This window comes from Micromonospora sp. NPDC047730 (assembly GCF_043204765.1).
Taxonomy (GTDB): domain Bacteria; phylum Actinomycetota; class Actinomycetes; order Mycobacteriales; family Micromonosporaceae; genus Micromonospora.
Map to the genome: position 1 here is coordinate 34,417 of NZ_JBIDCU010000027.1, position 25,353 is coordinate 59,769.

19 protein-coding genes are annotated in these 25,353 nt (G+C 73.4%); 11 read left to right on the plus strand and 8 right to left on the minus strand.

Features of this window, described 5'->3' with window-relative positions; all coding sequences use genetic code 11:
- Entirely contained in the window at positions 1-1,323 is a 1,323-nt protein-coding gene (locus ACGF5G_RS33170; RefSeq protein ID WP_393270319.1) for an aminotransferase class V-fold PLP-dependent enzyme, read from the minus strand.
- Positions 1,324-1,527: 204 nt separating this feature from the next.
- Here ACGF5G_RS33170 and ACGF5G_RS33175 point away from each other — a divergent pair, with 204 nt between their 5' ends.
- From ACGF5G_RS33175 to ACGF5G_RS33190, 4 genes are all read left to right on the plus strand, one after another.
- Complete coding sequence (locus ACGF5G_RS33175) at positions 1,528-2,526, plus strand: methyltransferase (RefSeq protein ID WP_393270321.1); 999 nt, start codon at positions 1,528-1,530, stop codon at positions 2,524-2,526.
- A gap of 22 nt (positions 2,527-2,548) precedes the next feature.
- Positions 2,549-4,276 carry an ABC transporter substrate-binding protein gene (locus ACGF5G_RS33180; protein ID WP_393270323.1) on the plus strand — a complete coding sequence of 576 codons (1,728 nt, stop codon included), beginning with the start codon at positions 2,549-2,551 and terminating at the stop codon, positions 4,274-4,276.
- A gap of 99 nt (positions 4,277-4,375) precedes the next feature.
- A complete protein-coding gene (locus ACGF5G_RS33185; RefSeq protein ID WP_393270326.1) occupies positions 4,376-5,362 on the plus strand; it encodes an ATP-binding cassette domain-containing protein in 987 nt (328 codons plus the stop codon).
- Positions 5,359-6,201, plus strand: a complete 843-nt coding sequence (locus ACGF5G_RS33190) for an ABC transporter permease (protein WP_393270329.1) — start codon at positions 5,359-5,361, stop codon at positions 6,199-6,201. Before ACGF5G_RS33185 ends, ACGF5G_RS33190 begins: the two co-directional genes overlap by 4 nt.
- 325 nt (positions 6,202-6,526) lie before the next feature.
- Here the strand turns inward: ACGF5G_RS33190 and ACGF5G_RS33195 are convergent, their stop codons facing one another.
- The 3 genes from ACGF5G_RS33195 to ACGF5G_RS33205 form a co-directional block, all read right to left on the minus strand.
- The gene (locus tag ACGF5G_RS33195; protein WP_393270332.1) at positions 6,527-7,075 is read right to left on the minus strand and encodes an SRPBCC family protein; all 549 of its coding nucleotides are present in this window, start codon (positions 7,073-7,075) and stop codon (positions 6,527-6,529) included.
- Between the two features lie 8 nt (positions 7,076-7,083).
- Positions 7,084-7,629 carry an SRPBCC family protein gene (locus ACGF5G_RS33200; RefSeq protein WP_357463010.1) on the minus strand — a complete coding sequence of 182 codons (546 nt, stop codon included), beginning with the start codon at positions 7,627-7,629 and terminating at the stop codon, positions 7,084-7,086.
- Positions 7,630-7,807: 178 nt separating this feature from the next.
- Positions 7,808-8,581, minus strand: a complete 774-nt coding sequence (locus tag ACGF5G_RS33205; RefSeq protein WP_393270336.1) for a class I SAM-dependent methyltransferase — start codon at positions 8,579-8,581, stop codon at positions 7,808-7,810.
- A gap of 205 nt (positions 8,582-8,786) precedes the next feature.
- Between ACGF5G_RS33205 and ACGF5G_RS33210 the strand changes: the two genes are divergently transcribed.
- Positions 8,787-9,974 carry a glycosyltransferase gene (locus tag ACGF5G_RS33210; RefSeq protein WP_393270339.1) on the plus strand — a complete coding sequence of 396 codons (1,188 nt, stop codon included), beginning with the start codon at positions 8,787-8,789 and terminating at the stop codon, positions 9,972-9,974.
- A 212-nt stretch (positions 9,975-10,186) separates the two neighbouring features.
- On the opposite strand, the gene ACGF5G_RS33215 is transcribed toward ACGF5G_RS33210, so the two are convergent.
- Positions 10,187-10,573 (minus strand): ArsR/SmtB family transcription factor, encoded by a 387-nt coding sequence (locus tag ACGF5G_RS33215; RefSeq protein WP_393270342.1) that lies wholly within the window; start codon positions 10,571-10,573, stop codon positions 10,187-10,189.
- A 108-nt stretch (positions 10,574-10,681) separates the two neighbouring features.
- On the opposite strand from ACGF5G_RS33215, the gene ACGF5G_RS33220 reads away from it, so the two are divergent.
- Positions 10,682-11,419, plus strand: a complete 738-nt coding sequence (locus ACGF5G_RS33220; protein WP_393270345.1) for a class I SAM-dependent methyltransferase — start codon at positions 10,682-10,684, stop codon at positions 11,417-11,419.
- 250 nt (positions 11,420-11,669) lie between these two features.
- Here the strand turns inward: ACGF5G_RS33220 and ACGF5G_RS33225 are convergent, their stop codons facing one another.
- The 3 genes from ACGF5G_RS33225 to ACGF5G_RS33235 all read right to left on the minus strand — a co-directional run bounded on the left by ACGF5G_RS33225 (position 11,670) and on the right by ACGF5G_RS33235 (position 14,946).
- Positions 11,670-12,659 carry an NAD-dependent epimerase/dehydratase family protein gene (locus ACGF5G_RS33225; RefSeq protein WP_393270348.1) on the minus strand — a complete coding sequence of 330 codons (990 nt, stop codon included), beginning with the start codon at positions 12,657-12,659 and terminating at the stop codon, positions 11,670-11,672.
- A gap of 6 nt (positions 12,660-12,665) precedes the next feature.
- Positions 12,666-13,985, minus strand: a complete 1,320-nt coding sequence (locus ACGF5G_RS33230) for a nucleotide sugar dehydrogenase (protein WP_393270381.1) — start codon at positions 13,983-13,985, stop codon at positions 12,666-12,668.
- Positions 13,986-14,103: 118 nt separating this feature from the next.
- On the minus strand, positions 14,104-14,946 hold the full coding sequence (locus ACGF5G_RS33235) for a helix-turn-helix domain-containing protein (RefSeq protein ID WP_393270351.1): 843 nt from the start codon (positions 14,944-14,946) through the stop codon (positions 14,104-14,106).
- A gap of 301 nt (positions 14,947-15,247) precedes the next feature.
- On the opposite strand from ACGF5G_RS33235, the gene ACGF5G_RS33240 reads away from it, so the two are divergent.
- From ACGF5G_RS33240 to ACGF5G_RS33260, 5 genes are read left to right on the plus strand one after another with little or no spacing between them, the layout of a single operon-like run.
- Positions 15,248-16,216 (plus strand): DUF1702 family protein, encoded by a 969-nt coding sequence (locus ACGF5G_RS33240; protein WP_393270353.1) that lies wholly within the window; start codon positions 15,248-15,250, stop codon positions 16,214-16,216.
- Between the two features lie 3 nt (positions 16,217-16,219).
- Positions 16,220-18,193: a CRTAC1 family protein gene (locus tag ACGF5G_RS33245; RefSeq protein WP_393270356.1), complete on the plus strand. Its 1,974-nt coding sequence runs from the start codon at positions 16,220-16,222 to the stop codon at positions 18,191-18,193.
- Complete coding sequence (locus ACGF5G_RS33250) at positions 18,190-19,152, plus strand: enediyne biosynthesis protein (RefSeq protein ID WP_393270359.1); 963 nt, start codon at positions 18,190-18,192, stop codon at positions 19,150-19,152. Before ACGF5G_RS33245 ends, ACGF5G_RS33250 begins: the two co-directional genes overlap by 4 nt.
- Positions 19,035-24,908 (plus strand): SDR family NAD(P)-dependent oxidoreductase, encoded by a 5,874-nt coding sequence (locus ACGF5G_RS33255; RefSeq protein ID WP_393270384.1) that lies wholly within the window; start codon positions 19,035-19,037, stop codon positions 24,906-24,908. The genes ACGF5G_RS33250 and ACGF5G_RS33255 overlap by 118 nt, the downstream gene beginning before the upstream one ends.
- A gap of 2 nt (positions 24,909-24,910) precedes the next feature.
- Complete coding sequence (locus ACGF5G_RS33260; protein WP_357699614.1) at positions 24,911-25,351, plus strand: acyl-CoA thioesterase; 441 nt, start codon at positions 24,911-24,913, stop codon at positions 25,349-25,351.
- Positions 25,352-25,353 lie beyond the last annotated feature (2 nt).

The window sequence follows — 25,353 nt, forward strand, 5'->3', positions numbered from 1 at the left end:
TCAGGACATCTCCTCGGCGAGGCGGACCATCGTCCGTACGGTGTGGTCGATCTCTTCCCGGTTGTTGAACAGGTGGGTGGTGATGCGCGCCGCGTAGTGCTGGTGCGGTGAGCCGGGCACGTCGAACTCCGTCCAGCGGGTCCAGATCCGGTGCTCGGTCTCCAGGCGCTTGACGAAGCCGATGAACTTCTTGATGTTCCAGGCGTCCTCGGGCCGCCGGAACGGGTTGAACGCGAGCAGCGGCGAGCGCAGCCGCGGGTCGGCGCCGGGGGAGTACATCGCCTCGGCGCCGAAGGCGTCGATGAGCCGGCCGCGGGCGTACTCGGCGAGGTCCATGATGTACGCCTCGATGCGGTCGCGGCCGATGTCGTCCCACAGCTCGAAGGCCCGGGCCAGGGCGGCGCCCCGCGCCAGGTTGGCGCTGCCGGCGCTCTGCAGGAAGTCGCCCATGTTGTAGCTCTCCACGGCGGTGCTGGTCCGCGGCGGCGGGCTGCCCATCATCGGGTACCAGGTCGAGATGAGCGGCCAGAACGTGGGCAGCGGCAGCGGGTTGTGCTCGGGGACGACCTTGTTGCGGACGTAGATCAGGCCGGTGCCCAGCGGGCCGCACTGGAACTTCGACCCGGAGCAGGTGATGAAGTCCGCCCCGGTCGCGCGCAGGTCGATGTCGAGCATGCCGGGGATCAGCGCGCCGTCGATGACGGTGGTCAGCCCGTGCCGGTGGGCCAGCTCGCACAGCTGCCGGATCGGGAACATCGTCCCGGTGAACAGGGTGATCGCGGCGAACGAGAGCACCTTCGTCCGGGGCGTGATCGCGGCCTCGACCAGCTCGACGATCTCTTCCGCGCGCACCTCGTGGCCGGACGGCGGGGTGACGGTCCTGAGCACCACCCCGAACCGGTTGCGCAGCAGGTTGAAGTTGGACAGCACGGAGTAGCACTCGTGCGTTGTCGTCACCACCTCGTCGCCCTCGCGCAGGTCGAGGCCGTGGATGACCCGGGCGACCCCCTCGGTGGCGTTGTGGCAGATCACGATCTCGTCCCCGTCCACGCCGAACGTCCTGGCGATGGCGTCCCGGTACTCGGTGAACATCGCCGGGCGGTAGACGTCGAGCAGGCCGCCGGTCCACTGCCGGGTCACCCGGTCCACGGTGTCCAGCACCTCGTACGGCATCGCGCCGACCGTCCCCGTGTTGAGGTGCACGGTCGTCGGGTCCAGGGCGAACAGCTCGCGGATGCGGGCCCAGGACGCGGTGCGCAGCGGACTCTGCGCCGGTGACGCCGACACGGTGGCCGGGCCAGGGGACTCCACGGTACGGCTCACGGTGATCCCTTCGTAGCCGACGGCGGGCCCGGAGCTCGGCGGCGTCCCGGGCCGGGAACTGCAATCACTTTCTCAAGCGGACATGGTCAGGACTATCGCGCAAGTTGCGCTCCTGGCCTCCACTGCACCTGACAGGCACTTGACTCAGGTATAGCATTCGACACAGTGCAGCGGCAGAGTCCGCCATCACGGGCCGGAGGGGACATGGACAGGTTGCAGTCGGCGCTGGCCCTCTACGAGGAGGCGATGGGCTACACCTACGCGGCAGCCCTGCGGGCCGCCGCCACCATCGGCGTCGCCGACCACCTGGTCGACGGCCCCCGTACGCCCGCCGAGCTGGCCGCCGCGACGGGCACCGACGCCGACGCGCTCCGGCGGGTGCTGCGTCTGCTGGCGGTCCGCGACGTGGTCCGCGAATCCGACGGCCGGTTCGCGCTCACCGACAAGGGCGCGGCGCTGCGATCGGACTCGCCGGTGCCCGCGCGGGCCGGCATCCTCATGTTCACCGACACGATGTTCTGGACGATGAGCCACCGGGTGGCGAGCGCGCTGGGGCCGGAAGGCCCCGCCTTCGCCGACATCTTCGGCAGCTCGCTGGACGCCTACTTCGACGGCGACGCCGAGGTCGAGGCGCTCTACTACGAGGGCATGGAGACGGTCAGCGCGGCGGAGCACCTCATCCTCGCCCGCGCCGGCGACTTCCCCGCCACCGGCACCGTGGCGGACGTCGGCGGCGGCCGGGGCGGCTTCCTGCTCACCGTCCTGCGCGAGCACCCCGGCCTGCAGGGCGTGCTGCTGGACCGCGCGGAGGTGGTCGCCCGGCACCGGCTGGACGCCCCGGACGTGGCGGGGCGCTGGAAGGTGGTCGAGGGCGACTTCCTCAGCGAGGTGCCCCACGCCGACGTGCACGTGCTCAAGCGCATCCTGCACAACTGGGGCGACGAGGACAGCATCCGGATCCTGACGAACTGCCGGCGGGTCATGCCCGCGCACGGCCGGGTGCTCGTGATCGACGCGGTCGTCCCCGAGGGCAACGACGCGCACCAGAGCAAGGAGATGGACTTCATGATGCTCGCCGCGCGCACCGGCCAGGAACGCACCGCCGCCGAGATGGAGCCGCTGTTCACCGCGGCCGGGCTGCGCCTGGACCGGGTCGTCGGCACCTCGTCGGTGATGTCCGTCGCGGTCGGCGTGCCGGCCTGACCCGGGAAGGGGCAGCAGACCCGTGCCGGACCACGACCAGCAGCCTCGCCACGGCGGCACGCTGCGCTACTACGGGCCCGGTGGCCTCGACCACCTGGACCCCGCCGCCGCCTACTACGCCTTCTCCCACCAGGTCATCCGGCTCTTCGCCCGGCAGCTGTTCAGCTACCCGACCACCGAGGACGCCGCCGCGCTCGAGCCCGTGCCCGACGTGGCCGCCGAACTGCCCACGGTGGACAACGGCGGGCTCAGCGAGGACGGCCGCACGTACACGATCCGCCTGCGCGACGGGGTCCGGTGGGACACCACGCCGCCGCGCCCGGTGACCGCCGGGGACTTCGTGCGCGGCTTCAAGCGGATGGCCAACCCGGTCGCCGGGGCCGGCGCCATCGCCTACTACACGAGCACCATCGCCGGCATGGCGGAGTTCGCCGAGGGCTACCGCGCCCGCTTCGCCGGTCGTACGCCCACCGCCGCCGAGCTGGCCGACTACCAGAACAGCCACGAGATCCGCGGCCTGTGGGCCAAGGACGAGCGGACCCTGGTGATCGAGCTGCTGCGCCCCGCCAACGACATGCTCAACCTGCTGGCGATGCCGTTCGCCTCCGCCGCCCCGCGGGAGTTCGACGACCTCGTCCCGGACGGTCCGGACTTCGCGCGGCTGGTCCGCTCCAACGGGCCGTACCGCATCACCAGCTATGCCCGGGGCAGCCACCTGACCATGGACCACAACCCCGCCTGGCGGGCCGAGGCCGACCCGATCCGCCGCCGCTACGTGGACCGCATCGAGGTCCGGATGGCGAGGGTGAGCGACGAGCGGGTCCGCGCCGAGATCGAGAGCGGGGCGGCCGACCTGTCGTGGGGCGCCGCCGTGGGCAGCCCCCGCCGGCGCGCCACCGACGCCGACCGGAACCTCGGCTGGGCGCTGAACCCCTACCTGGCGTTCAACCTGCACAGCCCCCACGAGCGGGGGGCGCTGCGCAAGCGGGGCGTCCGGCTGGCGATCGCGTACGCCGTGGACAAGGCGCGGCTGGTCCGGTTCTTCGACGACATGGACATCGGCACGGTGACCCGGCCCGCGCACACGGCCATCCCGCCGGGCAACTTCGGCCACCGCGAGTACGACCCGTACCCGACGCCGGGGGACCGGGGCGACCGGGCCCGCTGCCGGGAGCTGCTCGCCGAGGCCGGGTACCCCGACGGGCTGCGGCTCACCATGATCTACCGGATCGACGCGGTGCACGGCCAGGTGGCCAAGGCGATCGCCGAGGACCTGGGCGCGGGCGGCGTCGACGTCCGGCTGGTGGAGATCGACCAGACCGACGAGTACTACCGCATCCTCCAGGACCCGGCCCGCGCGGCGGCGGGGGAGTGGGACATCACCCCGGCCGCCTGGATGCCGGACTGGTTCGGCAACAACGGGCGGTCGTACGTCCAGCCCATGTTCCAGTCCAACACCGCCGCCGGCACGGCCAACTACGGCGGCTACCACAACCCGGTTGTCGACGACCTGATCGGCCGCGCGCTGTCCGCCCGGACGGAGGCCGAGGCGGAGGAGCTGTGGCACCGGGTCGACCGGCAGGTGCTCCAGGACGTGGCGATCGTGCCGATCCTGGCCTGCGAGCCGACCATCGCGCACCTGACCAGTTCCCGGGTGCGGAACGCGATCCCGCTGCCGCACGTGGACCGCTGGTACGACGCGGCGAACCTGTGGCTGGACCCGGCCGGACCGAATTCGGCCCGCGACTAATAGCAGCCTTGACTGATATAAGCGGCTCTTGTAGTTTTGCCTCGACGGGACTTCGTGATCCAGCTGCCCGAGTTCGCCTGTGACGCGACAGGAGTGAGCATGACAACCAATCCGGCCTTGGCCATCGAGACCCGCGAGCTGGTAAAGGTCTTCGGGCAGACGCGCGCGGTCGACGGACTGGACCTGGTGGTGCGGGCCGGGACGATCCACGGGGTGCTGGGCCCGAACGGGGCCGGTAAGACGACGGCCATCAAGGTGCTCGCCACGCTGCTGCGACCGACCTCCGGCACCGCGTCCGTGCTCGGGCACGACGTGGTCCGCGAGGCCGCCGAGGTCCGGCGCCGCATCGGCCTCACCGGCCAGACCATGTCCCTCGACGAGGACCTGACCGGCATGCAAAACCTGATCCTCGCCGGCCGCCTGCAGGGCCTCAGACACGCGTCCGCGGCCGCGCGGGCGGAGCAGCTGATGGAGGCGTTCGACCTCAGCGCGGTCGGCAACCGGCTGGTGAGCACCTTCTCCGGCGGTCAGCGCCGGCGCATCGACGTGGCCGCGAGCATGGTGGTCGCCCCCGAGCTGCTGTTCCTCGACGAGCCGACCACCGGCCTCGACCCGCGCAGCCGCAACGAGGTCTGGGAGATGATCCGGGGGCTGGTCCGGGAGGGTGGCACCGTCCTGCTGACCACGCAGTACCTCGACGAGGCGGACCACCTCGCCGACGAGCTGACGCTAATCGACCACGGCCGCATCGTGGCCCAGGGCACGCCGCCGGAGCTGAAGGCGAGCCGCGCCGCCGGCGTGCTCGACGTCCGGCTGCGTGACCCCGAGCGCCGGGCCGACGCGGGCACCCTGCTCGCCGGGGCCGTCGGCGCCTCCGTCGACCTCGACGCCGATCCGGCGCGGCTGTCGGTGCGGGTGGCCGATCCCGACCGGGCGGCCCTGGCCCTGGGTGAGCTGGCGCGGGCCGGCATCCACGTCGACGACTTCACGCTCGGCCAGCCCTCGCTGGACACGGTGTTCCTCGCCCTCACCGGTCACTCGACGCTCGACGCCAGCGAAGAAGAGGAAGCAGAGGTACGGGCATGACGACACCCAGCACGGAGGTGCGGCCGCTGCCGGCCGAGATCTTCAGCCGGTCGGTGGCCGGCGCGGAACGGCCACCACGTCCCGGCGCGCTGTTCGCCGTCCGCACGTTCGCCTGGCGGAATCTGATCAAACTCCGCTACGTGCACGACCACCTGGGCACCGCGGTGGTCTTCCCGATCGTCCTGACGCTGGTCTTCACCTACCTGCTCGGTGGCGCGATCGCCGGGTCGCCCCGGGAATACCTCCAGTTCTTCCTCCCCGGCGTGATCGTCCTGTCGCTGGTGTCGTCGAGCATGATGAGCGCGTTGACGCTCAACCGGGACATCGCGACCGGCATGTTCGACCGGGTCCGTAGCACGCCCATCTGGCAGCCCGCCGTGCTGGTCGGGGCGATGGCCGGCGACGCCGTGCGGTACGCCCTGACGTCGGTCGTGCCGCTGTCGGTGGGCCTGCTGCTGGGCTTCCGGGCGGAGGGTGGCCTGTCCGGCGTGGTGCTCGCCCTGCTCTACCTGCAACTGTTCACCTTCAGCGTCAACTGGCTGTGGATGCTGTTCGCGGTGCTGATCCCGCAGCCGGCCGCCGCCGCCGGTGTGGTCAACCTCCTGCAGTTCGTGCTGCTCTTCGGCAGCAACATCCTGGCCCCGTCGCAGACGATGCCGGGTTGGCTGGAGGCGGTGGTGAAGCTGAACCCGGTCACCCACGCCGCGACCGCCACCCGCGGGCTGATGCACGGCACGGTGACCTCGGGCGAGATGGGCGCCGGCCTGCTGGCCTGCGTCATCCTCGTCGCGGTGCTCGCCCCGCCCACCATCTGGCTCTACAACCGCAAGCAGCGCTGACGCCCCTCCTCGGCGGCCCCGGTGCCCCTGCTCCCCTCGCAGGGCCCGGGGCCGTCGCGGCGTCCCGTTGGGCCCCGCCGTGCGCTACCGGCCGGGCGGAGGCGGCCCCTTCCCCAGGCATCGGTGCCGCCCGGGAAGCCGTTACCGGCCGGCGACCCCGACGGGTCCATCCGGGCGGTCGGTGCCCCGGGCGCCGGGTGGCCCGTTCCCTGGCCTTTGCGCCGTCCGGGGAGCCGTTACCGGCCGGCGGACAGACGACGGCCCCGGGCGGACTCACGTCCGTCCGGGGCCGCGTCGTGGTCGGTCGAGCAGCTCCCCGCCCCGGCTACGAACCGGAGTGGACCAGCGCGGCCCAGGCCTCGCCGCGCTCCTGCGAGATGCGCATCATCTCGGGGCTCGGCTCGAACTCCTTGGCCGCGTCCTCCGGGACCGGGCCGCCCGGCAGGTCGCCCCGGAGGAACATGCCGAGGAAGTCGAGGGCCATCTCCCAGCCGATGCCGACCTCCACGAGCATCTGCTCCGAGGTCGTCGCGTGCTCGAGCTCCAGCAGGGTGCCGTCGCCCTCCTCGCTGAGTCGCAGCTCCACCTCGCTGTCCGGCTTGCCCTCGTACACCCAGCTGATGGTGAGCCGCCGCGGCGGCTCGCAGCGCAGGATGTCGCCGCTGGCGTTGCCCTGCAGTGCGAAGTTGCCGCCCTCGCGGAGGTCGCCCTTGGGCTCGATGAACCAGCGGTTGATGCGGTTCGGGTCGGTGCAGGCGCTCCAGACCTCGTCGACGGGCGCGTCGTACCGCTGCCGGATGATGATGCTGCGGGCCTCGCCGGCCGGGATGGTGCGCCGGCCGAGGGCCCGCTCCGTCGCCTGACCTGATGCCACCGGGCCGTTCACTTCTTCGCCCCTTCTTCGTCGATCTTGTTCTGGAACGACTGGAGGATCGTCGGCCAGCCCTTGTCCATGCCGTTGCGGACCCGCTTGGCGTGCTTGGTGCCCATCCGGTCGAAGTGGGTGTGCTCGACGTCCACCCGGGTCTTCTTCTGGCCGTCGGCCACGAAGGTCACGGTGAACTCGCTCGCGTTGTCCGGGTCGATCCGGCCGAAGCCGTTGAGCCGCCAGCCGATGACCAGCGTGTCCGGCGAGTCAACCTTCCGGATCAGGCCGAAGGTGTGCTCCTCGCCCTGCTCGTCGATCTCGTACCAGCGACCGCCCTTCTTGTCGACGCCCAGCGGGGCCCCGACCTTGGTGGTGCGGAAGTTGTTCGGCCACCACTCGGGGAAACCCTCGAGGAACGTCGTGAAGGCGGTCTTGCGGTCGGCCTTGACAGTGACGCTGTGCCGGACGAACGGGTCGTAGTTCGGGGGCTTGGGCTTCTTCGCGGCGGTGCTCTTGGTGGTCGTGCTCTTCGCGGCCGGTGCGGTCTTCTCCTGAGTCATGTCTCGTCCTCACTGTCGCTGCGCGGCGGATGGGCGGGTCAGACGGGGTCCGCCCATCCGCCTCCATAAGTCGGCACGAACGTAAGTTATAGTTTATACGTAGTCCGGTCAATCGCGCGGCGAGCGCCACGGTTCCCGCCGGGTGTCGCCGTCCCGGGCCCGCGGCAGGTGTCGCCGGTCAGTCGCCCCACCGCAGGTACGCCGGCGCCGGGCGGCCCGGCAGCAGTCGCAGCGGGGCGTGGTCCAGCCCGAGCACCTCCCGCATCGCGATGTTCTCACCGGGCCACTTCGGATTGTCGAGCTCGTCGAAGGCGACGATGCTGCCCTTGGTGAGGTAGGGCCGGATCGCCTCCAGGACGGCCTTCGTCGGCTCGTAGAGGTCGAGGTCGAAGTACGCCATCGCGATGATGGTCTGCGGGTTCTCCGCGAGGTAGCGCGGCACCGTCTCCCGGACGTCCCCCTCGACGAGCACGCTGCGCCGCGTCACGTGGCCGAAGAAGTCGCTGCACTCGTGGGCGTCCAGCACCTCCTTCAGGTACGCCGGATAGCCCCCTGGCACGGCGAAACGGCCCTCGTACGCCGTCGGGCCGACGCGGTCGACGTCGTTGACGTCGGGGAAGCCGGTGAAGGTGTCGAAGCCGACGATGCGCCGCAGCGGGTTGTAGGGCTCGTAGACACCGCGCAGGGCGGCGAAGGTGGCGAGGTGACGGCCGAACCGGACGCCGAATTCCATGATCACGCCCGGGACGTCGAGGACCTCACGGTAGAGCGCGTCCATGGAGAGCAGGTCGGTCATCTGGTGGCGGCGCAGGAACAGGGGGAGGTTGTTGACCAGTTCCTCCGTCGGGATGGGGGAGTTGGTCAAGAGCTTCGTCAGGCGCTGGGTGGTCTCCGTCTCCTCCGGTGAGTCGTGCACAAACGCACGCAGGTCCTGGCTGTCGCCGCTGTCCATCCGCAGCCTCCACTACCTAGATCACTTTATAGTTTCAAGCGTAGTAGAGGGGGTGTTGTCGACACAACAAGGTCAGTCCATGCGCCTCCTCCTGTCAGGACGCTCGGTCGCCAGTTCAGCAAGGTGGACCATCCTGGGGGCGACATACCGCGTGCTACATATGACTGAAGTGCAAGGTCGCCTCCTCTCAGCTCCGGAAAGGCGAGTGATCGCGGTGCACGTGTTGTTCTCCAGTCTCGGAACCCATGGCCACACCTACCCCCTGCTGCCACTGGCCACGGCGGCCCGCGCGGCGGGCCACGAAGTCACCTTCGCCACCGGCGAGGCCTTCGCGGGCACCCTACGGAAGCTGGGCTTCGACCCGGTCGCCACGGGGATGCCTGTCTTCGACGGCTTCCTGGCGGCGCTGCGGATCCGCTTCGACACGGACAGCCCCGAAGGGCTGACCCCCGAGCAGCTCAGCGAGCTGCCGCAGATCGTCTTCGGGCGCGTCATCCCGCAGCGCATCTTCGACGAACTCCAGCCGGTGATCGACCGGGTGCGTCCCGACCTCGTGGTGCAGGGGATCAGCAACTACGCCGCTGGTCTGGCCGCCCTCAAGGCGGGCACCCCGGCCGTCTGCCACGGCGTCGGCCGCGACACGCCGGACGAGCTGACCCGCTCCATCGAGCAGGAGGTGCACGGGCTGGCCCAGCGGCTCGGCGTCGACCTGCCCGCAGGGCGCATCGACGGCTTCGGCAACCCCTTCATCGACATCTTCCCGCCGTCCCTGCAGGAGCCGGACTTCCGGGCCCGTCCGCGCCGCCACGAGCTGCGCCCGGTGCCGTTCACCGAGCAGGGCGACCTCCCGGCCTGGGTGTCCTCGCGCGACACCGCCCGCCCGCTGGTCTACCTGACGCTCGGCACGGCCAGCGGCGGCACCGTCGAGGTGCTGCGGGCGGCGATTGACGGGCTCGCCGGCCTCGACGCCGACGTCCTGGTCGCCAGCGGCCCGTCCCTCGACGTCAGCGGCCTGGGCGACGTGCCGGCCAACGTGCGGCTGGAGTCGTGGGTGCCGCAGGCGGCCCTGCTGCCCCACGTCGACCTGGTGGTGCACCACGGAGGCAGCGGCACCACTCTCGGCGCCTTCGGGGTCGGCGTGCCGCAGCTGTCCTTCCCGTGGGCGGGGGACTCGTTCGCCAACGCCCAGGCGGTGGCGCAGGCCGGCGCCGGCGACCACCTGGTGACCGACGACATCAGCCCCGACACGGTGGCGAGCGTCGCGAAGCGCCTGCTGACCGACGAGAGCTACCGGAAGGGGGCTCGGGCCGTGGCGGCCGAGATCGCCGCCATGCCGGGCCCCGACGAGGTCGTCCGCCTGCTGCCGGACTTCGCCGCCCGGAGCGCCGGCTGACCGCTGGCCCGCCGCCGGGGCCGACGCCCGTCGGCCCCGGTCGGCGCCCGCCGGGGGCGGTGACGGCGGCGGGGGCGACCCCGGGGCGCTCGCCTCGGCTCATCGCGCCCGCTGGGCGGATGGCCGGCGCGCCGGCGGCACGCCGACGGGTGTGTCCCCTCGCGGCCATTGGCCCGTGCCCCGGCCGTGCCGCGCGCGGCCACCCGTACCGCTCACTCCTCGTCGGCGGCCCGGGGGCGCGGCCGGCGCCCGGCGGACCGGCCGGTGCGGTCCTCGGGCGACCGCGCGCGACCGCGCGCGATCTCGGTGCCCAGGGCGTCGAGGCGCTGGTTCCAGAAGCGCCGGTAGCGCTCCAGCCACCGATCGAGCTCCTGCAGGGGGGCGGGGTCGACCGCGTAGAGCCGTCGGGTGCCCTGTGGGCGGACGGTGGCGAAGCCGTTCTCCCGCAGCACGCGCAGGTGCTGGGAGACGCCGGGCTGGGAGATGCCGAACTCGCGCTGCACGACCGCACCGACCTCGCCGGCCGACAGCTCACCGTCCGCCAGCAGCTCGATGATGCGCCGGCGGACGGGATCGCCCAGGATGTCGAACGCGTGCACGGGTACGACAATATCAGACCGGGGTTATAGAAGCCGCAGGTTCGGCCGGTCGGGCCCCGGTACCGCCGGGGCGCCGACGGACGGGCGGCCATGCCGCGAGGGGGAGAGATGTTCGGACCGGAGCACGCCGAGGTGTACGAGGCCGCCTACCGCGGCCGCGGCAAGAGCTGGCACGACGAGGCGACGGACGTGGCCGACCGGATCCTGGCCGCCCGCCCCGACGCCGTCCGGCTGCTCGACGTCGGCTGCGGCACGGGTGCGCACCTCGAGACCCTCGCCGCCCGCTTTCCCCACGTGGAGGGGCTCGAACTGGCCCCGGCGATGCTGGCGCTGGCCCGACACCGGCTGCCCGGGGTGCGCCTGCACGCCGGGGACATGCGGGCGTTCGACCTCGGCGTCACGTTCGACGCGGTGACCTGCCTGTTCACCGCGGTCAACTTTCTCGGCACGGTGGCCGAGATGCGGGCCGCCGTGGCGGCGATGTCGGCCCACCTGGCGCCGGGCGGCGTGCTGGTGCTCGAGCCGTGGTGGTTCCCGGAGCGGTTCATCGACGGGTACGTCGGCGGCGACCTGGTGCGCGAGGAGGGCCGCACGGTGGCGCGGGTGTCGCGGTCCACCCGGCAGGGGCGGGTGACGCGGATGGAGGAGCGCTGGCTCGTCGGCGACGCCGCCGGGATCCGGGAGTTCAGCCAGGTCGGCCTGCTCACCATGTTCACCCGCGAGGAGTACGACTCGGCGTTCGCGGCGGCCGGCTGCGAGTCCACGTACGTCGAGGGCTGGTTGACCGGCCGGGGCCTATTCGTGGCGACGCGCACCGGCGGATCCGGCACCCCGTCAAACGGCTGACCACCCGGGTCGAGCGGCTCGACGACAGTCGATCTTTCCGGGCTCTCCATATAGCCGGCAGGACGCTAGCTGCGGCATCGCGGCCGGGGCAGTCTGCCGTTCACAATGATCTATTTGTCAGTTTGTCGGAAAATGCTGGAACCGAACGGTCGTCGGCGATCTCGTGAACCGTTCACGGATTCGTCGGAATGTGTCCCGGTTCCCTTTTCGTGCCTGGCCGGATCGGCGCGGGTCGACGCACCGGCCCGACCTACCTGACGACCAGTCCGTCGTCGGCCTGGGCGGTCCACCACGGGTTGCGGCGGGCCCACTCGACGGTCCGGCGCAGGCCGGTCACCAGCGGTACGCGGGCCCGCCAGTCCAGCAGCGCGGCGGCCTTGCCGCAGTCCGGCACGCGGCGGGGGATGTCCTGGTAGCGGGAGCCGAGCCCGGCTCCGGTGTCCGCGGTCTGGGCCGCCACCGGCACCCCGGCCACCGTGCCGGCCAGCCGGATCGCCTCGGCGACGGTGGTCTCCACGCTGCTGCCGATGTTGAAACACTCGCCGACGGCGCGCGGGTGGGCGGCGGCCAGCAGGGTCGCCTCGGCCGCCTCGTCGATCCAGGTGAAGCACCGCGTCTGGCGGCCGTCGTCGTACACCACGGGCGGAACGCCCCGCAGCAGGCGGGCGACGGTGCGGCTCAGGACGTAGGCCGGGCGCTGGCGCGGGCCGTAGACGTTGAAGTACCGCAGGACCGTCACCGGCAGGCCCTCCTGCCGGTGGAACGCGAACGCCAGGTGCTCGGCCGCCGCCTTGCTCGTCGAGTACGACCACCGGTCCGTCGCCGTGCTGCCGAGCACCCGGTCGTCGTCCTCCCGCCACGGCACCCGCGGATTGCGCCCGTACACCTCGCTCGTGCTGGACACCACGACCCGGGCGCCGGCGCGCAGCGCGGCGCGCAGCGCGTTGCGGGTGCCGTCCACGTTGATCTCGACCACGTCCAGCGGGCGGCTCAGGTACCGGTCGACGCCGACGACCGCCGCGAGGTGGTAGACCTCCTCCGCCCCGGTGGCGGCAGCCGCCAGCCCGTCGGCGTCCCGGACGTCGCCGCGAACGTGCCGGATCGCGCCCGGCGGGTGCTCCAGGTCGGGCGGCGGGTCGGCGAGGTCGAAGACGACGACCTCGTCGCCCCGGCGGACCAGCCGTTCGACGACGTGACTGCCGACGAAGCCGAAGCCGCCGGTGACCAGGGATCTGGGCACTGTTCCTCACCTTCCAATGCCGCGGTAGGCGAAGCCGAACCGGTGCAGCTCGCGGATGCGCGCCGGCGAGAGGTGCATGCGGCCGTCGAAGACCAGGCAGGGCTCGTCCACCCGCTCGGCCAGGGCGCCGAAGTCGAGCTCGTGGAACTGGCGGTGCCCGGCGAGGAAGGCCAGGCAGCCCGCCCCGCTCACCGCCTCGTCCAGGCTCGCCGCCGGTGCGGTGCCGAACCGGGCGACGATCTCGGCGGGGTCGGCCAGCGGGTCGAAGATCCGGACCCGGAAGCCGCTGTCGCGCAGCGCCGCCACGACCCCGCGCACCGGAGTGTTGCGGACGTCCCCGGTGTCGTTCTTGAACGCCGCACCGAGCACGGCGATCGTCGTGTCGGACCGGTCCCGCCCCAGCTTGACCAACTCGTCGGCGATGACGGCGGCGGTGTGCCGGGGCATGTCGTCGTTGACCGCGCGCGCGGTCTCGACCGTGCGCAGGGGCACGCCCCGGTCCCGCCCGTCCCGCCACGCCATCCACGGGTCCTTCGTCAGGCAGGAGCCGCCGACACCCACCCCTGGCAGCAGCAGGTTCACCATGCTGCTGCCCTTGGGCAGGGTGTTCGCCGCGCCGATGACGTCGAGGACGTCCACCCCCAGCACCGCGCAGTACCGGGCGAGCTCGTTGGCGATCGCCACGTTCGCGTCGATCCACCAGTTGGTCGCGAGCTTGACCACCTCGGCGGCCTCGGCCGACGGCACCTGCCGGACGTCCACGCCGAGCGCGGACCGCCAGAACCGTTCGGCCGCGGCGGCGCTGCGCGGGCCGCACCCGCCCACCACCACCGGCAGCGTCCGCACCTGCGCCAGCGCCACCCCCTCGGCGAGTCGCTCCGGGCAGAAGGCCAGCCCGAAGTCGCGCTCGTGCACCAGCCCGCCGCTCTCCAGCAGGGGCGCGACGAGGGTCCGGGTGGTGCCGGGGGAGACCGTCGACTTGAGGATCACCAGTTGCCCGGCGCGCAGCCGCGGGGCGATCTGCTCGCACGCCGCCACGAGCTGGTCGGTGACCATCTCGTGGCCGGCGTCGGTCGGCGTGCCGACCGTCACGACCACCACGTCCGCCGCGCCGACCGGGTCGTACGACGAGCTGGCCGTCAGTCGCCCGGTGGCGGCGAGGTCCCGGACGGTGCCGGCCAGGCCGGGTTCGGGCAGCCGGCAGCGGCCGGCCCGCAGGTCCGCGACAGTGCCCGGGTCGCTGTCGACGGCGACCACTTCGGCGCCGCGGCCGGCGAGGGTGACAGCGAGACAGGTGCCGACGTAGCCGGCACCGGCGATGACCACCCTCAGCGGGGACGGTCCGCCCGGGTCGGGAAGGAACGGCATGATGGCCCGGCACCGCCTTCCTGGTCACGACCTCGTGGTCCTGTCGCCGACACGCGCGCGTGTCCGTGCCGCCGGGTCACGCGATGGCCGCCGCGGCCAGCGCGGTGCGGCCGGCCGGCCAGGCCGGGCCCGACCGGCCCACCGGGCCGGACAGCCGCGTGAACGTCTCGACGAGCCGGCACACCGGGCCGATGGCCAGCGCCGGCGGGTCGGTCGGCCGCGGCGGCGCGGTGGCGACCGGGGTGGCCGCGCAGCCGTCCTGGGGCAGCACCAGCTCGGCGGTGCCGACCAGGTGGCTGGTGGGCTCCTCGTCCACCAGGGCCCGGGTCAGCGTGCTGTCGCCCCGGACCAGCACGACCCGGGCCTGGTACGTGCCCGGGCGCGCCACCACCGGGACCTGCGCGCCGTCGGGCGCCACCGCCCACGCGGTCGACGAGTCCGCGGCCTCCCCGTCGGCCCGCAGGCCGACCAGCACCAGGTCGCCGGGCTCGCTGTCGGGCACGTGCAGCACCATCCGGGGCCGGGTGACCTCCGTGACGGCGTTGCGCAGCCAGCCCGCCAGGACGTGGCAGGGCCGGCCGGCCAGCAGCCGGGACATCTGCCGGAAGTGCCCCGGCGACGTGCCGACCAGCCGGGAGAACTGGGTGGTGAAGGTCCCCGCGCTCGTGTAGCCGACGTGGCCGCTGATCGCGGTCACCGTCAGGCCGGAGTGCAGCAGCATCCGGCGTGCCTCCGCCATCCGCAGCGCGGCGAGGAAGCGGGCCGGGGTCATCGTGGTCACGTCACGGAACAGCCGGTGGAAGTGGAACGGACTGAAGGGAACCACCCGGGCCAGGTCGGCCAGCTGCAGCGGCTCCGACAGATGCCGGCGCATGTAGTCGATGGCCCGCGCCGCAGCCGCCTCCCGGGACTGCTCCATCGTGCTCCGGGCAACGCCAGACGTCGATTTCACATCAGCTCCCTGTGGCAGTGGATCGGGCACCGCAGAGGAGTCTGCGTAGTCCTCCTTGACGATTTCTTGAACGCCTCGGCAACCGGCTGGGGGAGCCTTTGGCGGGTCAGCCGAGCAAGTTGGGAGAAGTGGATCCGATGAACGCCGTGAAACATGGGTCCGTAGCGGTACGGCGATCCTCCGGCTCCCGTCGGAGCTGGATTTCGACGAACCATTTCGTCAACCGTCGTCTGATTCAACCGCGTCCCACCTGCGGGAGGAGTGCGCCATGCCCGCCAATTGGCGAACCATTCGTCAATACGTCCTGACGCCGGGGATGGCCCAGACCACCTTCGCGACCCGCGGCTTCCGCGCCCGGGACGAGCCGACCCGTGAGCGGCTGGAGTCGGTCGGCGCCCACTTCCTCACCGGCTACGGGCACGCCGTCGGCGCCCGCGGCCCGGACGAGGCGGCCGTGGCGCTGGAGACCGTCGAGCCGGAGCTGCGCGGGTTCGCGTACGAGGGCGCGGCGATGGGCCTCGCCGTCCTGGACGGGCTGACCGGTGGCCGCCGGGTCGCCCGGTTCCTGGCCGGGCCGGCCGCCCGGCACGTCTACATGGTCCATGTCGGGGTGGGCTGGGCGATGGCCCGCCTGCCCCGCTGGCGTCGGCACGCCATCCAACCCGCCGACCGGTTGCTGGGCTGGCTCGCCCTCGACGGCTACGGATTCCACCAGGCGTACTTCCACACCCGGCGGTACGTGCGGTCGCACCGGCGCGACGAGGTGCTGCCCTGGCCCGGCGACCCGATCGGGCGGTGGACCGGGCGCGTCGTGGACCAGGGCATCGGCCGCGCGCTGTGGTTCGTCGAGGGCGGCGACACCGACCGGATCGCCGACACGGTCGACGGTTTCCCGCCGGACCGGCACGAGGACCTGTACAGCGGGGTGGCGCTGGCCGCCACGTACGCCGGCGGGGCACCGCCCGAGGACCTGCGGCGGCTGCGCGAGCGCAGCGGCGCGTACGCCCCGGCGATGGCCCAGGGCAGCGCCTTCGCGGCGGAGGCCCGGGAGCGCGCCGGACTGACCACCGCGCACACCGCGGTCGCCACCGACGTCTTCTGCGGCGCGCCACCGGCCGAGGCGGCGGCGGTCACCCAGGCCGCGCTGGCCGACCTCGACCGGGACGGGCCGGAGCCGGCCTACCTGGTGTGGCGGCAGCGGATCGCCAAGCAGTTCGTGACGCTGGGGAGGTGCTGACCCTTGTCGGCAATCATCACTATGTTCCGCCGGCAGATCGCCGGGCTGGTCGCGCTGGTGCTGCTCACCGGCATGTACGTGCTGGTCCGGCAGCCGGAGGCGAACGCCGACGAGCGGCGTGCCATGGCCCAGCCGTACCGGTTCACGCCGATGTCGCTGCCGATGCCGGGCGGGCTGCCGCAGCAGTCGATCCGCCGGGTCAACGGCGCGTACCAGCACCTGGCGGCGTGGATCTCCTCCGTCGGCGCCGGCGTCGCGATGAACGACCTGGACGGCGACGGGCTGGCCAACGACATGTGCGTCACCGACCCGCGCGTCGACCGCGTCGTGGTGACCCCGGCCCCGACCGCCGGCGCCGAGCGTTACCAGCCGTTCGTGCTGGACCCGGCGCCGCTGCCGACGAACCCGTACATCGCCCCGATGGGCTGCCTGCCCGGCGACCTCAACGCCGACGGCCGCACCGACCTGCTCGTGTACTGGTGGGGCCGGACCCCGGTGGTCTTCCTCGCCCGGGCCGACGCGACCGGGCTGTCCCGGGACGCCTACCACCCGGTCGAGCTGGTGCCGGGCGCGGCGACCGGCGGGAGCCGGTACGACGGGCCGAAGTGGAACACGAACGCCGCCACGCTGGCCGACTTCGACGGCGACGGGCAGCTCGACGTCTACATCGGCAACTACTTCCCCGACAGCGCCGTCCTCGACGACACCGTGCACGGCGGGGTGGCGATGAACCGGTCCATGTCCAACGGCCTCAACGGCGGCGAGGACCACGTGTTCCGGTGGACCGGCGCCACCGCCGGCGCCACGCCGAGCGTCTCCTTCGCCGAGGTCCCGGACGTCTTCGACACCAAGGTCTCCCGGGGCTGGACCCTGGCCGTCGCCGCCAACGACCTCGACGGCGACCAGCTGCCCGAGCTGTACGTGGCCAACGACTTCGGGCCGGACCGGCTGCTGCACAACCGGTCGGAGCGGGGGCGGATCGACTTCGCGCTGGTCGAGAGCCCCGGGCTGCCCGGCCTGACCCCCAAGTCCAAGCGGCTCGGCCACGACTCGTTCAAGGGCATGGGCGTGGACTTCGGTGACATCGACGGCGACGGCATGTTCGACCTGTACGTCGGCAACATCACCACCTCGTTCGGCATCCAGGAGAGCAACTTCGCGTTCGTCAACACCGCCGCCGACACCGGTGCGCTGCGCGCCGCGTTGCGGGCCGGCGAGGCACCGTGGCACGACCGGAGCGCCGAGCTGGGCCTGGCCTGGAGCGGGTGGAGCTGGGACGTCAAGTTCGGCGACTTCACCAACCGCGGCGAACCGGCCATCGTGCAGACCGCCGGCTTCGTCAAGGGCGAGGTCAACCGCTGGGCGCAGTTGCAGGAGGCGGCCACCGCCAACGACGACCTGCTGTCCAACCCCCGCTGGTGGCCCAGGGTCGAGCAGGGCGACGACATCGCCGGGGGCCAGCACCTGGCCTTCCACGTCCGGGGCGCCGACGGCCGCTACGAGGACCTCAGCCATGAACTGGGCCTGGCCGACCGGGTGCCCAGCCGGGGCATCGCGACCGGCGACGCCGACGGCGACGGCCGGCTCGACTTCGCCGTCGCCCGGCAGTGGGACGCGCCGGTCTTCTACCGCAACGACAGCCCGGACACCGGGTCCTTCCTCACCCTGCGGCTGCTGCACGAGCAGGCGCCGGCCGTCGGCCCCCTCGCCGGGGCGGGGTCGCCGGTCGTCGGCGCGCAGGTCCGGGTGACCACGCCGGACGGCCGGGTGCTCATCGACCGGGTCGACGGCGGCAGCGGCCACTCGGGCCGGCGCAGCAACGAGGTGTCGCTCGGTCTCGGCGACGTGACCGGCCCGGTGTCGGTCCACCTCACCTGGCGGGACCGGTCCGGCGTCCCGCACGAGCAGGAGCTGTCGCTCACCGCCGGTCGACACACCCTCACCCTCGGTTCGCAGGCTCGGGAGGTCTCGCGATGACGCAGAAGCCGGCGAAGGACCCGCGGATCACCGCGCTGCGCAGGTTCGCCATCTCCATCACCATCCTCAACATCGCCGGCTACACCGTCCTCGGCTTCGAGCAGGCCTGGGCGTGGCCGCTGATCGCGCTCGCCACCGGCTACACCGTCGAGCTCGGGCTGGAGATCATCGGCGCGCGGGCCGAGCAGCGCCCGCCCCGGTTCCGCGGCAACGGCCTGCGCGGCCTGGTCGAGTTCCTCTACCCCGCGCACATCACCGCCCTCGCGGTGAACATGCTGCTGTACGTCAACGACCGCCTGCCGGTGATGATCTTCGCGGTGGCCGTGGCGATCAGCGGGAAGTGGCTGCTGCGGGTGCCGGTCAACGGCCGGCTGCGGCACTTCATGAACCCGTCCAACTTCGGCATCGCCGTGGTGCTGCTGCTCTTCCCGTGGATCTCGATCTCCCCGCCGTACCAGTTCACCGAATACCTGGAGGGCCCCGCGGACTGGATCGTCCCCGCGGTCATCGTCGTCTTCGGCACCATGCTCAACGCGAAGCTCACCGGCCGGATGTGGCTGATCGCCGGCTGGCTGGGCGTCTTCGTGCTCCAGTCGGTGGTGCGGGGGCTCGTGCTGGACACCTCCATCCCGTCGGCGCTGGCCACCATGACCGGGGTGGCGTTCGTCCTGTTCACCAACTACATGATCACCGACCCGGGAACGACCCCGTCGCGGCCGCTGTCCCAGTTCGCCTTCGGCGGCGGGGTGGCCCTGGTGTACGGCGTCCTCACCGGCGCGTCCATCGTCTACGGCCTCTTCTTCGCCACCGCCATCGTCTGCCTGATCCGGGGCGGCTTCCTCTGGTCGCTGCACGCGGTGCGCGTCGCCGCCCGCGACGGCAGGGGCACGACGCCCGCCGCCCCGGGGGCCGTCGACGGCACAGTGCCACCCGTGGCCCGCGAGATGGTGCGGGCATGAGCAGGATCGCCGTCGTCGGCCTGGCCTGCCGCTTCCCGGACGCCGTCGGCCCCGGGCAGTTGTGGGAGAACGCCCTCGCCGGGCGGCGCGCGTTCCGCCGCCTGCCCGACGAGCGGATGCGGGCCGCCGACTACTGGTCCCCGGACCCGGCCGCCCCCGACCGCTACTACGCCGGCAACGCGGCCGTCATCGAGGGCTACGAGTTCGACCGGGTCGGGTTCAAGGTCAGCGGGAGCACGTACCGGTCCACCGACCTCACCCACTGGCTGGCCCTCGACATGGCCGCGCAGGCACTCGCCGACGCCGGGTACCCCGAGGGCGACGGGCTGCCGCGGGAACGGACGGCGGTGGTCGTCGGCAACACCCTCACCGGCGAGTTCACCCGGGCCGGCATGATGCGCCTGCGCTGGCCGTACGTCCGGCGCGTGGTGGGCGCCGCCCTCGGCGAGCAGGGCTGGGACGACGACCGGGTGGCGGCCTTCCTCGCCGACCTGGAGCGCTCCTACAAGGCGCCGTTCGCCGAGATCACCGAGGACAGCCTCGCGGGTGGCCTGTCCAACACCATCGCCGGGCGGATCTGCAACCACTTCGACCTGCACGGCGGCGGGTACACAGTGGACGGGGCCTGCGCCTCCTCGCTGCTGTCGGTGGTCACGGCCTGCCGCAGCCTGACCGACCTCGACGTCGACGTGGCGGTGGCCGGCGGCGTGGACCTGTCCATCGACCCCTTCGAGATGGTCGGCTTCGCCAAGACCGGCGCGCTCGCCGGCGACGAGATGCGCGTCTACGACCGCCGGTCCAACGGGTTCTGGCCGGGCGAGGGCTGCGGCATGGTGGTGCTCATGCGGGAGCGGGACGCGCTCGCGCAGGGCCGGCGCATCTACGCCTCGGTGGCCGGGTGGGGCGTCTCCTCGGACGGCCGGGGCGGCATCACCCGGCCGGAGGCGGCCGGCTACCGGCTGGCCCTGCGGCGCGCGTACCAGCGGGCCGGTTTCGGGGTGGACACCGTGCCGCTGTTCGAGGGGCACGGCACCGGCACGGCCGTCGGCGACGGCACCGAGCTGCGGGCCCTGAGCGAGGAACGCCGGGCGGCCGATCCGGACGCCGACGCCGCCGCGATCGGATCCATCAAGGGGATGATCGGTCACACCAAGGCCGCGGCCGGGGTGGCCGGCCTGATCAAGGCCGTGCTGGCCGTGCACCACCAGGTCGTCCCGCCGACCGTCGGGTGCGTCGAGCCGCACCCGGAACTCACCGCGGACCGGCCCGCGCTGCGCGCCGTACGGCGGGCCGAGCCGTGGCCGGCCGGCGCCGCGCAGCGGGCCGGCGTCAGCGCGATGGGCTTCGGCGGCATCAACACCCACCTCGTCGTCGACGGCCCCACCCGCCCCCGCCGCCGGTCCCTGGACCGGCGGACGCAGCAGCTCGCCCGGTCCGTGCAGGACGCCGAGCTGCTCCTGGTCGACGCGGACACCCGCGACGAGCTGCACGACCGGCTGGACGACCTGCGGACGGTCGTGGCCGGGCTGGCCTTCGCCGAGTTGGGCGACCTCGCCACGACCCTGCACCGGGGCCAGCGCGGCCGCGCGTACCGGGCGGCGGTCGTGGCCCGGTCGCCGGAGGAGGCCGACCGCGGCCTCGGACTGGCGGCCCGGGCCCTGGCGCCCGGGGGCGCCGGGACACTGGTCGACCCGGCGCGGGGCGTCTTCGCCGGCCGGGTCACCCGGCCGGTCCGGGTCGGCTTCCTGTTCCCCGGCCAGGGCTCCGGCCGGGGCTGGGGCGGCGGGGCGCTGCGCCGGCGGTTCACCGAGGTGGACGACGTCTACCGCGCGGCCGGGGAACCGCCCAGGGACGAGGCGGCCGGGTCGACCGCGTTCGCCCAACCCCGGATCGTCACGGGCTCGCTGGCCGGGCTGCGCGCCCTCGCCGCGCTCGACATCGACGCGACCGTCGTCGTCGGCCACAGCCTCGGCGAGCTCACCACGCTGCACTGGGCGGGCTGCCTCGACGAGGACGAGCTGCGGGAACTCGTCACGCTCCGGGGCGAGGCCATGGCCAGGCACGCCGCGCCGGGGGCGATGCTGGGCGTCACCGCCGGGCCGGAGGAGACCGTCGCCCTGCTGGCCGGCACCAGCGCGGTGATCGCGGGCTACAACGGGCCCCGGCAGACGGTCGTCGCCGGCGGCGACGCCGTCGTGGCCGAGGTGGCCCGGCGGGCCGCGACGGCGGGGGTGAGCTGCACCCGGCTGCCCGTCCCGCACGCCTTCCACTCGCCGCTGATGACACCGGCGGCCACCGCCTTCGCCGAGTGCCTGCGGTCCCGCCGGTTCGGGCCGCTGCTGCGCCGGGTGGCCTCGACGGTGACCGGCGCCGTCCTCCCGTCGGACACCGACCTGCCGCAGCACCTGCACCGGCAGATCGAGGCTCCGGTGCGCTTCGCCGCCGCGCTGGCACGCGCCGCCGCCGAGGTCGACCTGTTCCTCGAGGTCGGCCCCGGCAAGGTGCTCACCGGGCTGGCCCGCGAGCAGGCGCCGGACGTGCCGGCGCTGGCGGTCGACACCGACGCCGAGTCGCTGTCCGGCCTGCTCGCCGCGGTCGGCGCGGTGTACGTGCTCGGCGGCCCGACCGCGTACCCGGCCCTGTTCGAGGACCGGCTGACCCGACCGTTCGACCCGCACCGCGCCCGCACCTTCTTCGCGAGCCCGTGCGAGGCGGCACCCGAGCTGGCCGGGCCGGCGCCGGCCGCGGTCGAACCGGTCCCGGCTCCGGCCCGGGCCGACGAAACCCCGCTGCCGGCCGCCACCGGCGCGCTGGAGCTGGTGCGGCACCTCGTGGCGCAGCGCGCCGAGCTACCGGTGGAGGTGCTCCGGGACGACAGCCGATTCCTCGACGACCTGCACATGAGCTCGATCACCGTCGGCCAGCTCGTCAACGAGGCCGCCCGCGCGATGGGGCTCTCCGCGGTGGCGATACCGACCAACTTCGCCACCGCCACCGTCCGGGAGATGGCCGAGGCGCTGGAGGCCCGGGAGCGCGAGGCCCCGCACGAGCGCGCGGACCTCGTCGCCGGCGTCGCGCCGTGGGTGCGTACCTTCGTCGTCGACCTGGTCGACGAGCCGCTGCCGGTGACGGACCCGACGGAGCCGTGCGGTCGCTGGCAGGTGTTCGCCGACCCCGACCACCCGCTCGCGGACGCCCTGCGCCGGGCCCTGGAGGCGGGCGGCGTCGGCGACGGCGTGCTGGTCTGCCTGCCGGACGAACCCGACGAGGAGCACCTGGCCGTCGCGGTGCGCGGGGCCCAGGCGGCACTGCGCCGACCGCCCGGCGGGCGGCTCGTGGTGGTGCAGCCGGCGGCGCGGGCGGGGGCGGTGGCCAAGACCGCCCGGCTGGAGGGCGACCGGCTGCGGACCACCGTCGTGACCACCCCCCTCGAACCGGCCGCCGTCGACCGGGTGGTCGCCGACGTGGCCGCCACGGAGGACTTCACCGAGGTGGTGTACGACCCGGGCGGCGGCCGCCGGGTGCCCGTGCTGCGCCCGCTGCCCGCGTCCGGCGCCGAGCCGGACGCGCTGCCGCTGGGTCCGGCGGACGTGCTGCTGGTGACCGGCGGCGGCAAGGGCATCACCGCCGAGTCCGCGTTGATGCTGGCCCGGGAGAGCGGCGCCCGGTTGGCCGTCCTCGGCCGGTCCGACCCCGCCGCCGACGAGGCCCTGGCCGGCAATCTGATGCGGCTCGCGGACGCCGCGTCCGACCTGCGCTACCTGCGCGTCGACGTCACCGACGCCGACGCGGTGGCCGCCGCGGTCGCCGCGGTGACCGGCGACTGGGGCCCGGTGACCGCCGTGCTGCACGGCGCCGGGCAGAACACCCCGGCCGCGCTCGTCGACCTGGACGAGGCGGCCCTGCGGGGCGTGTTCGCCGCCAAGGTCGACGGCCTGCGGGCGGTCCTCGCCGCGGTCGACCCCGCACACCTGCGCCTGCTGGTCACGTTCGGCAGCATCATCGGGCGGGCCGGACTGCACGGCGAGGCGCACTACGCCGCGGCGAACGAGGCGCTGGCCGAACTGACCCGGGAGGTGGCCGCGACGCGGCCGGGGTGCCGCGCCGTCTGCCTGGAGTGGTCGGTGTGGTCCGGGGTCGGCATGGGGGAGCGGCTGTCGGTGGTCGAGTCGTTGAGCGGCTCCGGCGTCACCCCGATCAGCCCCGACGACGGCCTGCGGGTCCTGCGCGAGGTGGTCGCCGACGACACGCTGCCTCCGGTGGTGGTGGTCACCGGGCGCACCGGCGGCGTGGAGACCCTCCGCTACCACCGCTCGGAGCTGCCGCTGCTGCGCTTCACCGAACGGCCGCTGGTGCGCTACGACTGCATCGAGCTGGTCTGCGAGGTCGACCTGGCCCGCACCACGGATCCGTACCTCGAGGACCACCGGCTCGACGGCGACCTGCTGTTCCCGGCGGTGCTCGGGTTGGAGGCCATGGCCCAGGTGGCCACCGCCCTGGCCCGGCACCCGGGAGTGCCCGTGATCGAGGAGGTCCGGTTCGACCGCCCGGTGGTCGTCGACCCGGACACCGGCACGACCGTACGCATCGCCGCGCTGGTCCGGTCGGAGCAGGTCATCGACGTCGTCCTGCGCAGCGCGGCGACCGGTTTCGCGGCCGACCACTTCCGCGCCCGGCTCCGGTTCGCGCCGGACGAGACCTACCCGGCGTACACCGCGGCGCCGGCGCCGGTGGAGCTGCCGGCCGTACCGCTCGACCCGGCCCGCGACCTCTACGGCGACGTGTTGTTCCAGGCCGGTCGGTTCCGCCGGATCAAGGGCTACCGGCAGGTCGCGGCGCGCGTCGCCGAGGCCGAGGTCGTCACCAGCGACGCCGCCTCCTGGTTCAGCGCCTTCCTGCCGGGCCGGCTGGTGCTCGGCGACCCGGGCGCCCGGGACGCGTTCATGCACGGGATCCAGGTGTGCGTGCCGGACGCGACGCTGCTGCCGGAGGGCATCGACCGGATCTGGTCGGCGGGCCCCAAGCTGTCGGCCACCGAGGCCGTGACGATGACCGCGCGGGAACGCGAGCAGCACGGCACCGCCTACGTGTACGACGTCGTCGTCCGGGACGCCACCGGCGCGGTGATCGAGCACTGGATGGGCCTGCGGCTGCGCGCCGTGCGTCCGCACGCGCCGCGCGGGTCCTGGCCGCCCGTGCTGCTGGGGCCGCTGCTGCAACGACGGCTCGCCGAGGTGTTTCCCGGCGACATCGCCGTCGCCGCCGCGCCCGGCGGCGGGCCCCGCGACTCCGGCGCGCTGCTCTCCCGCGCGCTGGGCCAGCCCGTGGTGGTGCGGCACCGGCCTGACGGACGGCCGGAGGTCGACCTGGCGTACACCGTCTCCGTGGCGCACTCGGCGCCGCTCGACCTCGCCGTCGCCGGGGACGGGACGCTCGCCTGCGACGCCGAGCCGGTGGCCGCCCGCCCGGCGGACGTGCGGCGCGACCTGGTGGGTCGGCACGGCGCCGTGGCGGCGCTGCTCGTCGCGGAGGTCGGCGACCCGCCGGACGTGGCCGCCACCCGGGTCTGGTGCGCGGAGGAGTGCCTGCAGAAGGCCGGCCGCCCCGAGGGCCGGCTCACCCTGCTGCCCGGGGCGCTCCCCGACGGCTGGGTGGTGCTGGACGCCGGCGACGTCCGGATCGCCACCCGGGTCGTGGCGGTCGCGGGAGCGGCGGCACCGACCGTGGTCGCCGTGCTCGGCGGGGCGGGGCGGTGAGCATGCCGCGCTACTACGAGTACCGCCACGTCGTCGGCTTCGAGGAGACGAACCTCGTCGGCAACGTGTACTACGTGAACTACCTGCGCTGGCAGGGCCGGTGCCGGGAGATGTTCCTGCACGAGCACGCGCCGGAGATCCTCGACGAGCTGCGCGCCGACCTGAAGCTGTTCACGCTCAGGGCCGAGTGCGAGTTCTTCGCCGAACTGGCGCCGTTCGACCGCCTCGCGGTCCGGATGCGGCTGGTCGAGCTCAGCCAGACCCAGATGGAGCTGGGCTTCGACTACCTGCGGCTCGGCGGCGACGACCTGCTGGTCGCCCGGGGGCGCCAGCGGATCGCGTGCATGCGCGGGCCGAACGGGCGCACCGAGCCGGTCCGGGTGCCGGCCGGGCTGGTCCGGGCGTTCGCCCCGTTCCGGGCGGCCACGGTGGGGCAGGGGTGAGC

Bases quoted from the DNA above. Each gene is read 5' to 3' on its own strand.
- ACGF5G_RS33175 (WP_393270321.1), top strand. From the start codon at position 1,528: ATGGACAGGTTGCAGTCGGCGCTGGCCCTCTACGAGGAGGCGATGGGC.
- ACGF5G_RS33185 (WP_393270326.1), top strand. From the start codon at position 4,376: ATGACAACCAATCCGGCCTTGGCCATCGAGACCCGCGAGCTGGTAAAG.
- ACGF5G_RS33190 (WP_393270329.1), top strand. From the start codon at position 5,359: ATGACGACACCCAGCACGGAGGTGCGGCCGCTGCCGGCCGAGATCTTC.
- ACGF5G_RS33200 (WP_357463010.1), bottom strand. From the start codon at position 7,629: ATGACTCAGGAGAAGACCGCACCGGCCGCGAAGAGCACGACCACCAAG.
- ACGF5G_RS33205 (WP_393270336.1), bottom strand. From the start codon at position 8,581: ATGGACAGCGGCGACAGCCAGGACCTGCGTGCGTTTGTGCACGACTCA.
- ACGF5G_RS33220 (WP_393270345.1), top strand. From the start codon at position 10,682: ATGTTCGGACCGGAGCACGCCGAGGTGTACGAGGCCGCCTACCGCGGC.
- ACGF5G_RS33235 (WP_393270351.1), bottom strand. From the start codon at position 14,946: ATGGAGCAGTCCCGGGAGGCGGCTGCGGCGCGGGCCATCGACTACATG.
- ACGF5G_RS33240 (WP_393270353.1), top strand. From the start codon at position 15,248: ATGCCCGCCAATTGGCGAACCATTCGTCAATACGTCCTGACGCCGGGG.
- ACGF5G_RS33250 (WP_393270359.1), top strand. From the start codon at position 18,190: ATGACGCAGAAGCCGGCGAAGGACCCGCGGATCACCGCGCTGCGCAGG.
- ACGF5G_RS33260 (WP_357699614.1), top strand. From the start codon at position 24,911: ATGCCGCGCTACTACGAGTACCGCCACGTCGTCGGCTTCGAGGAGACG.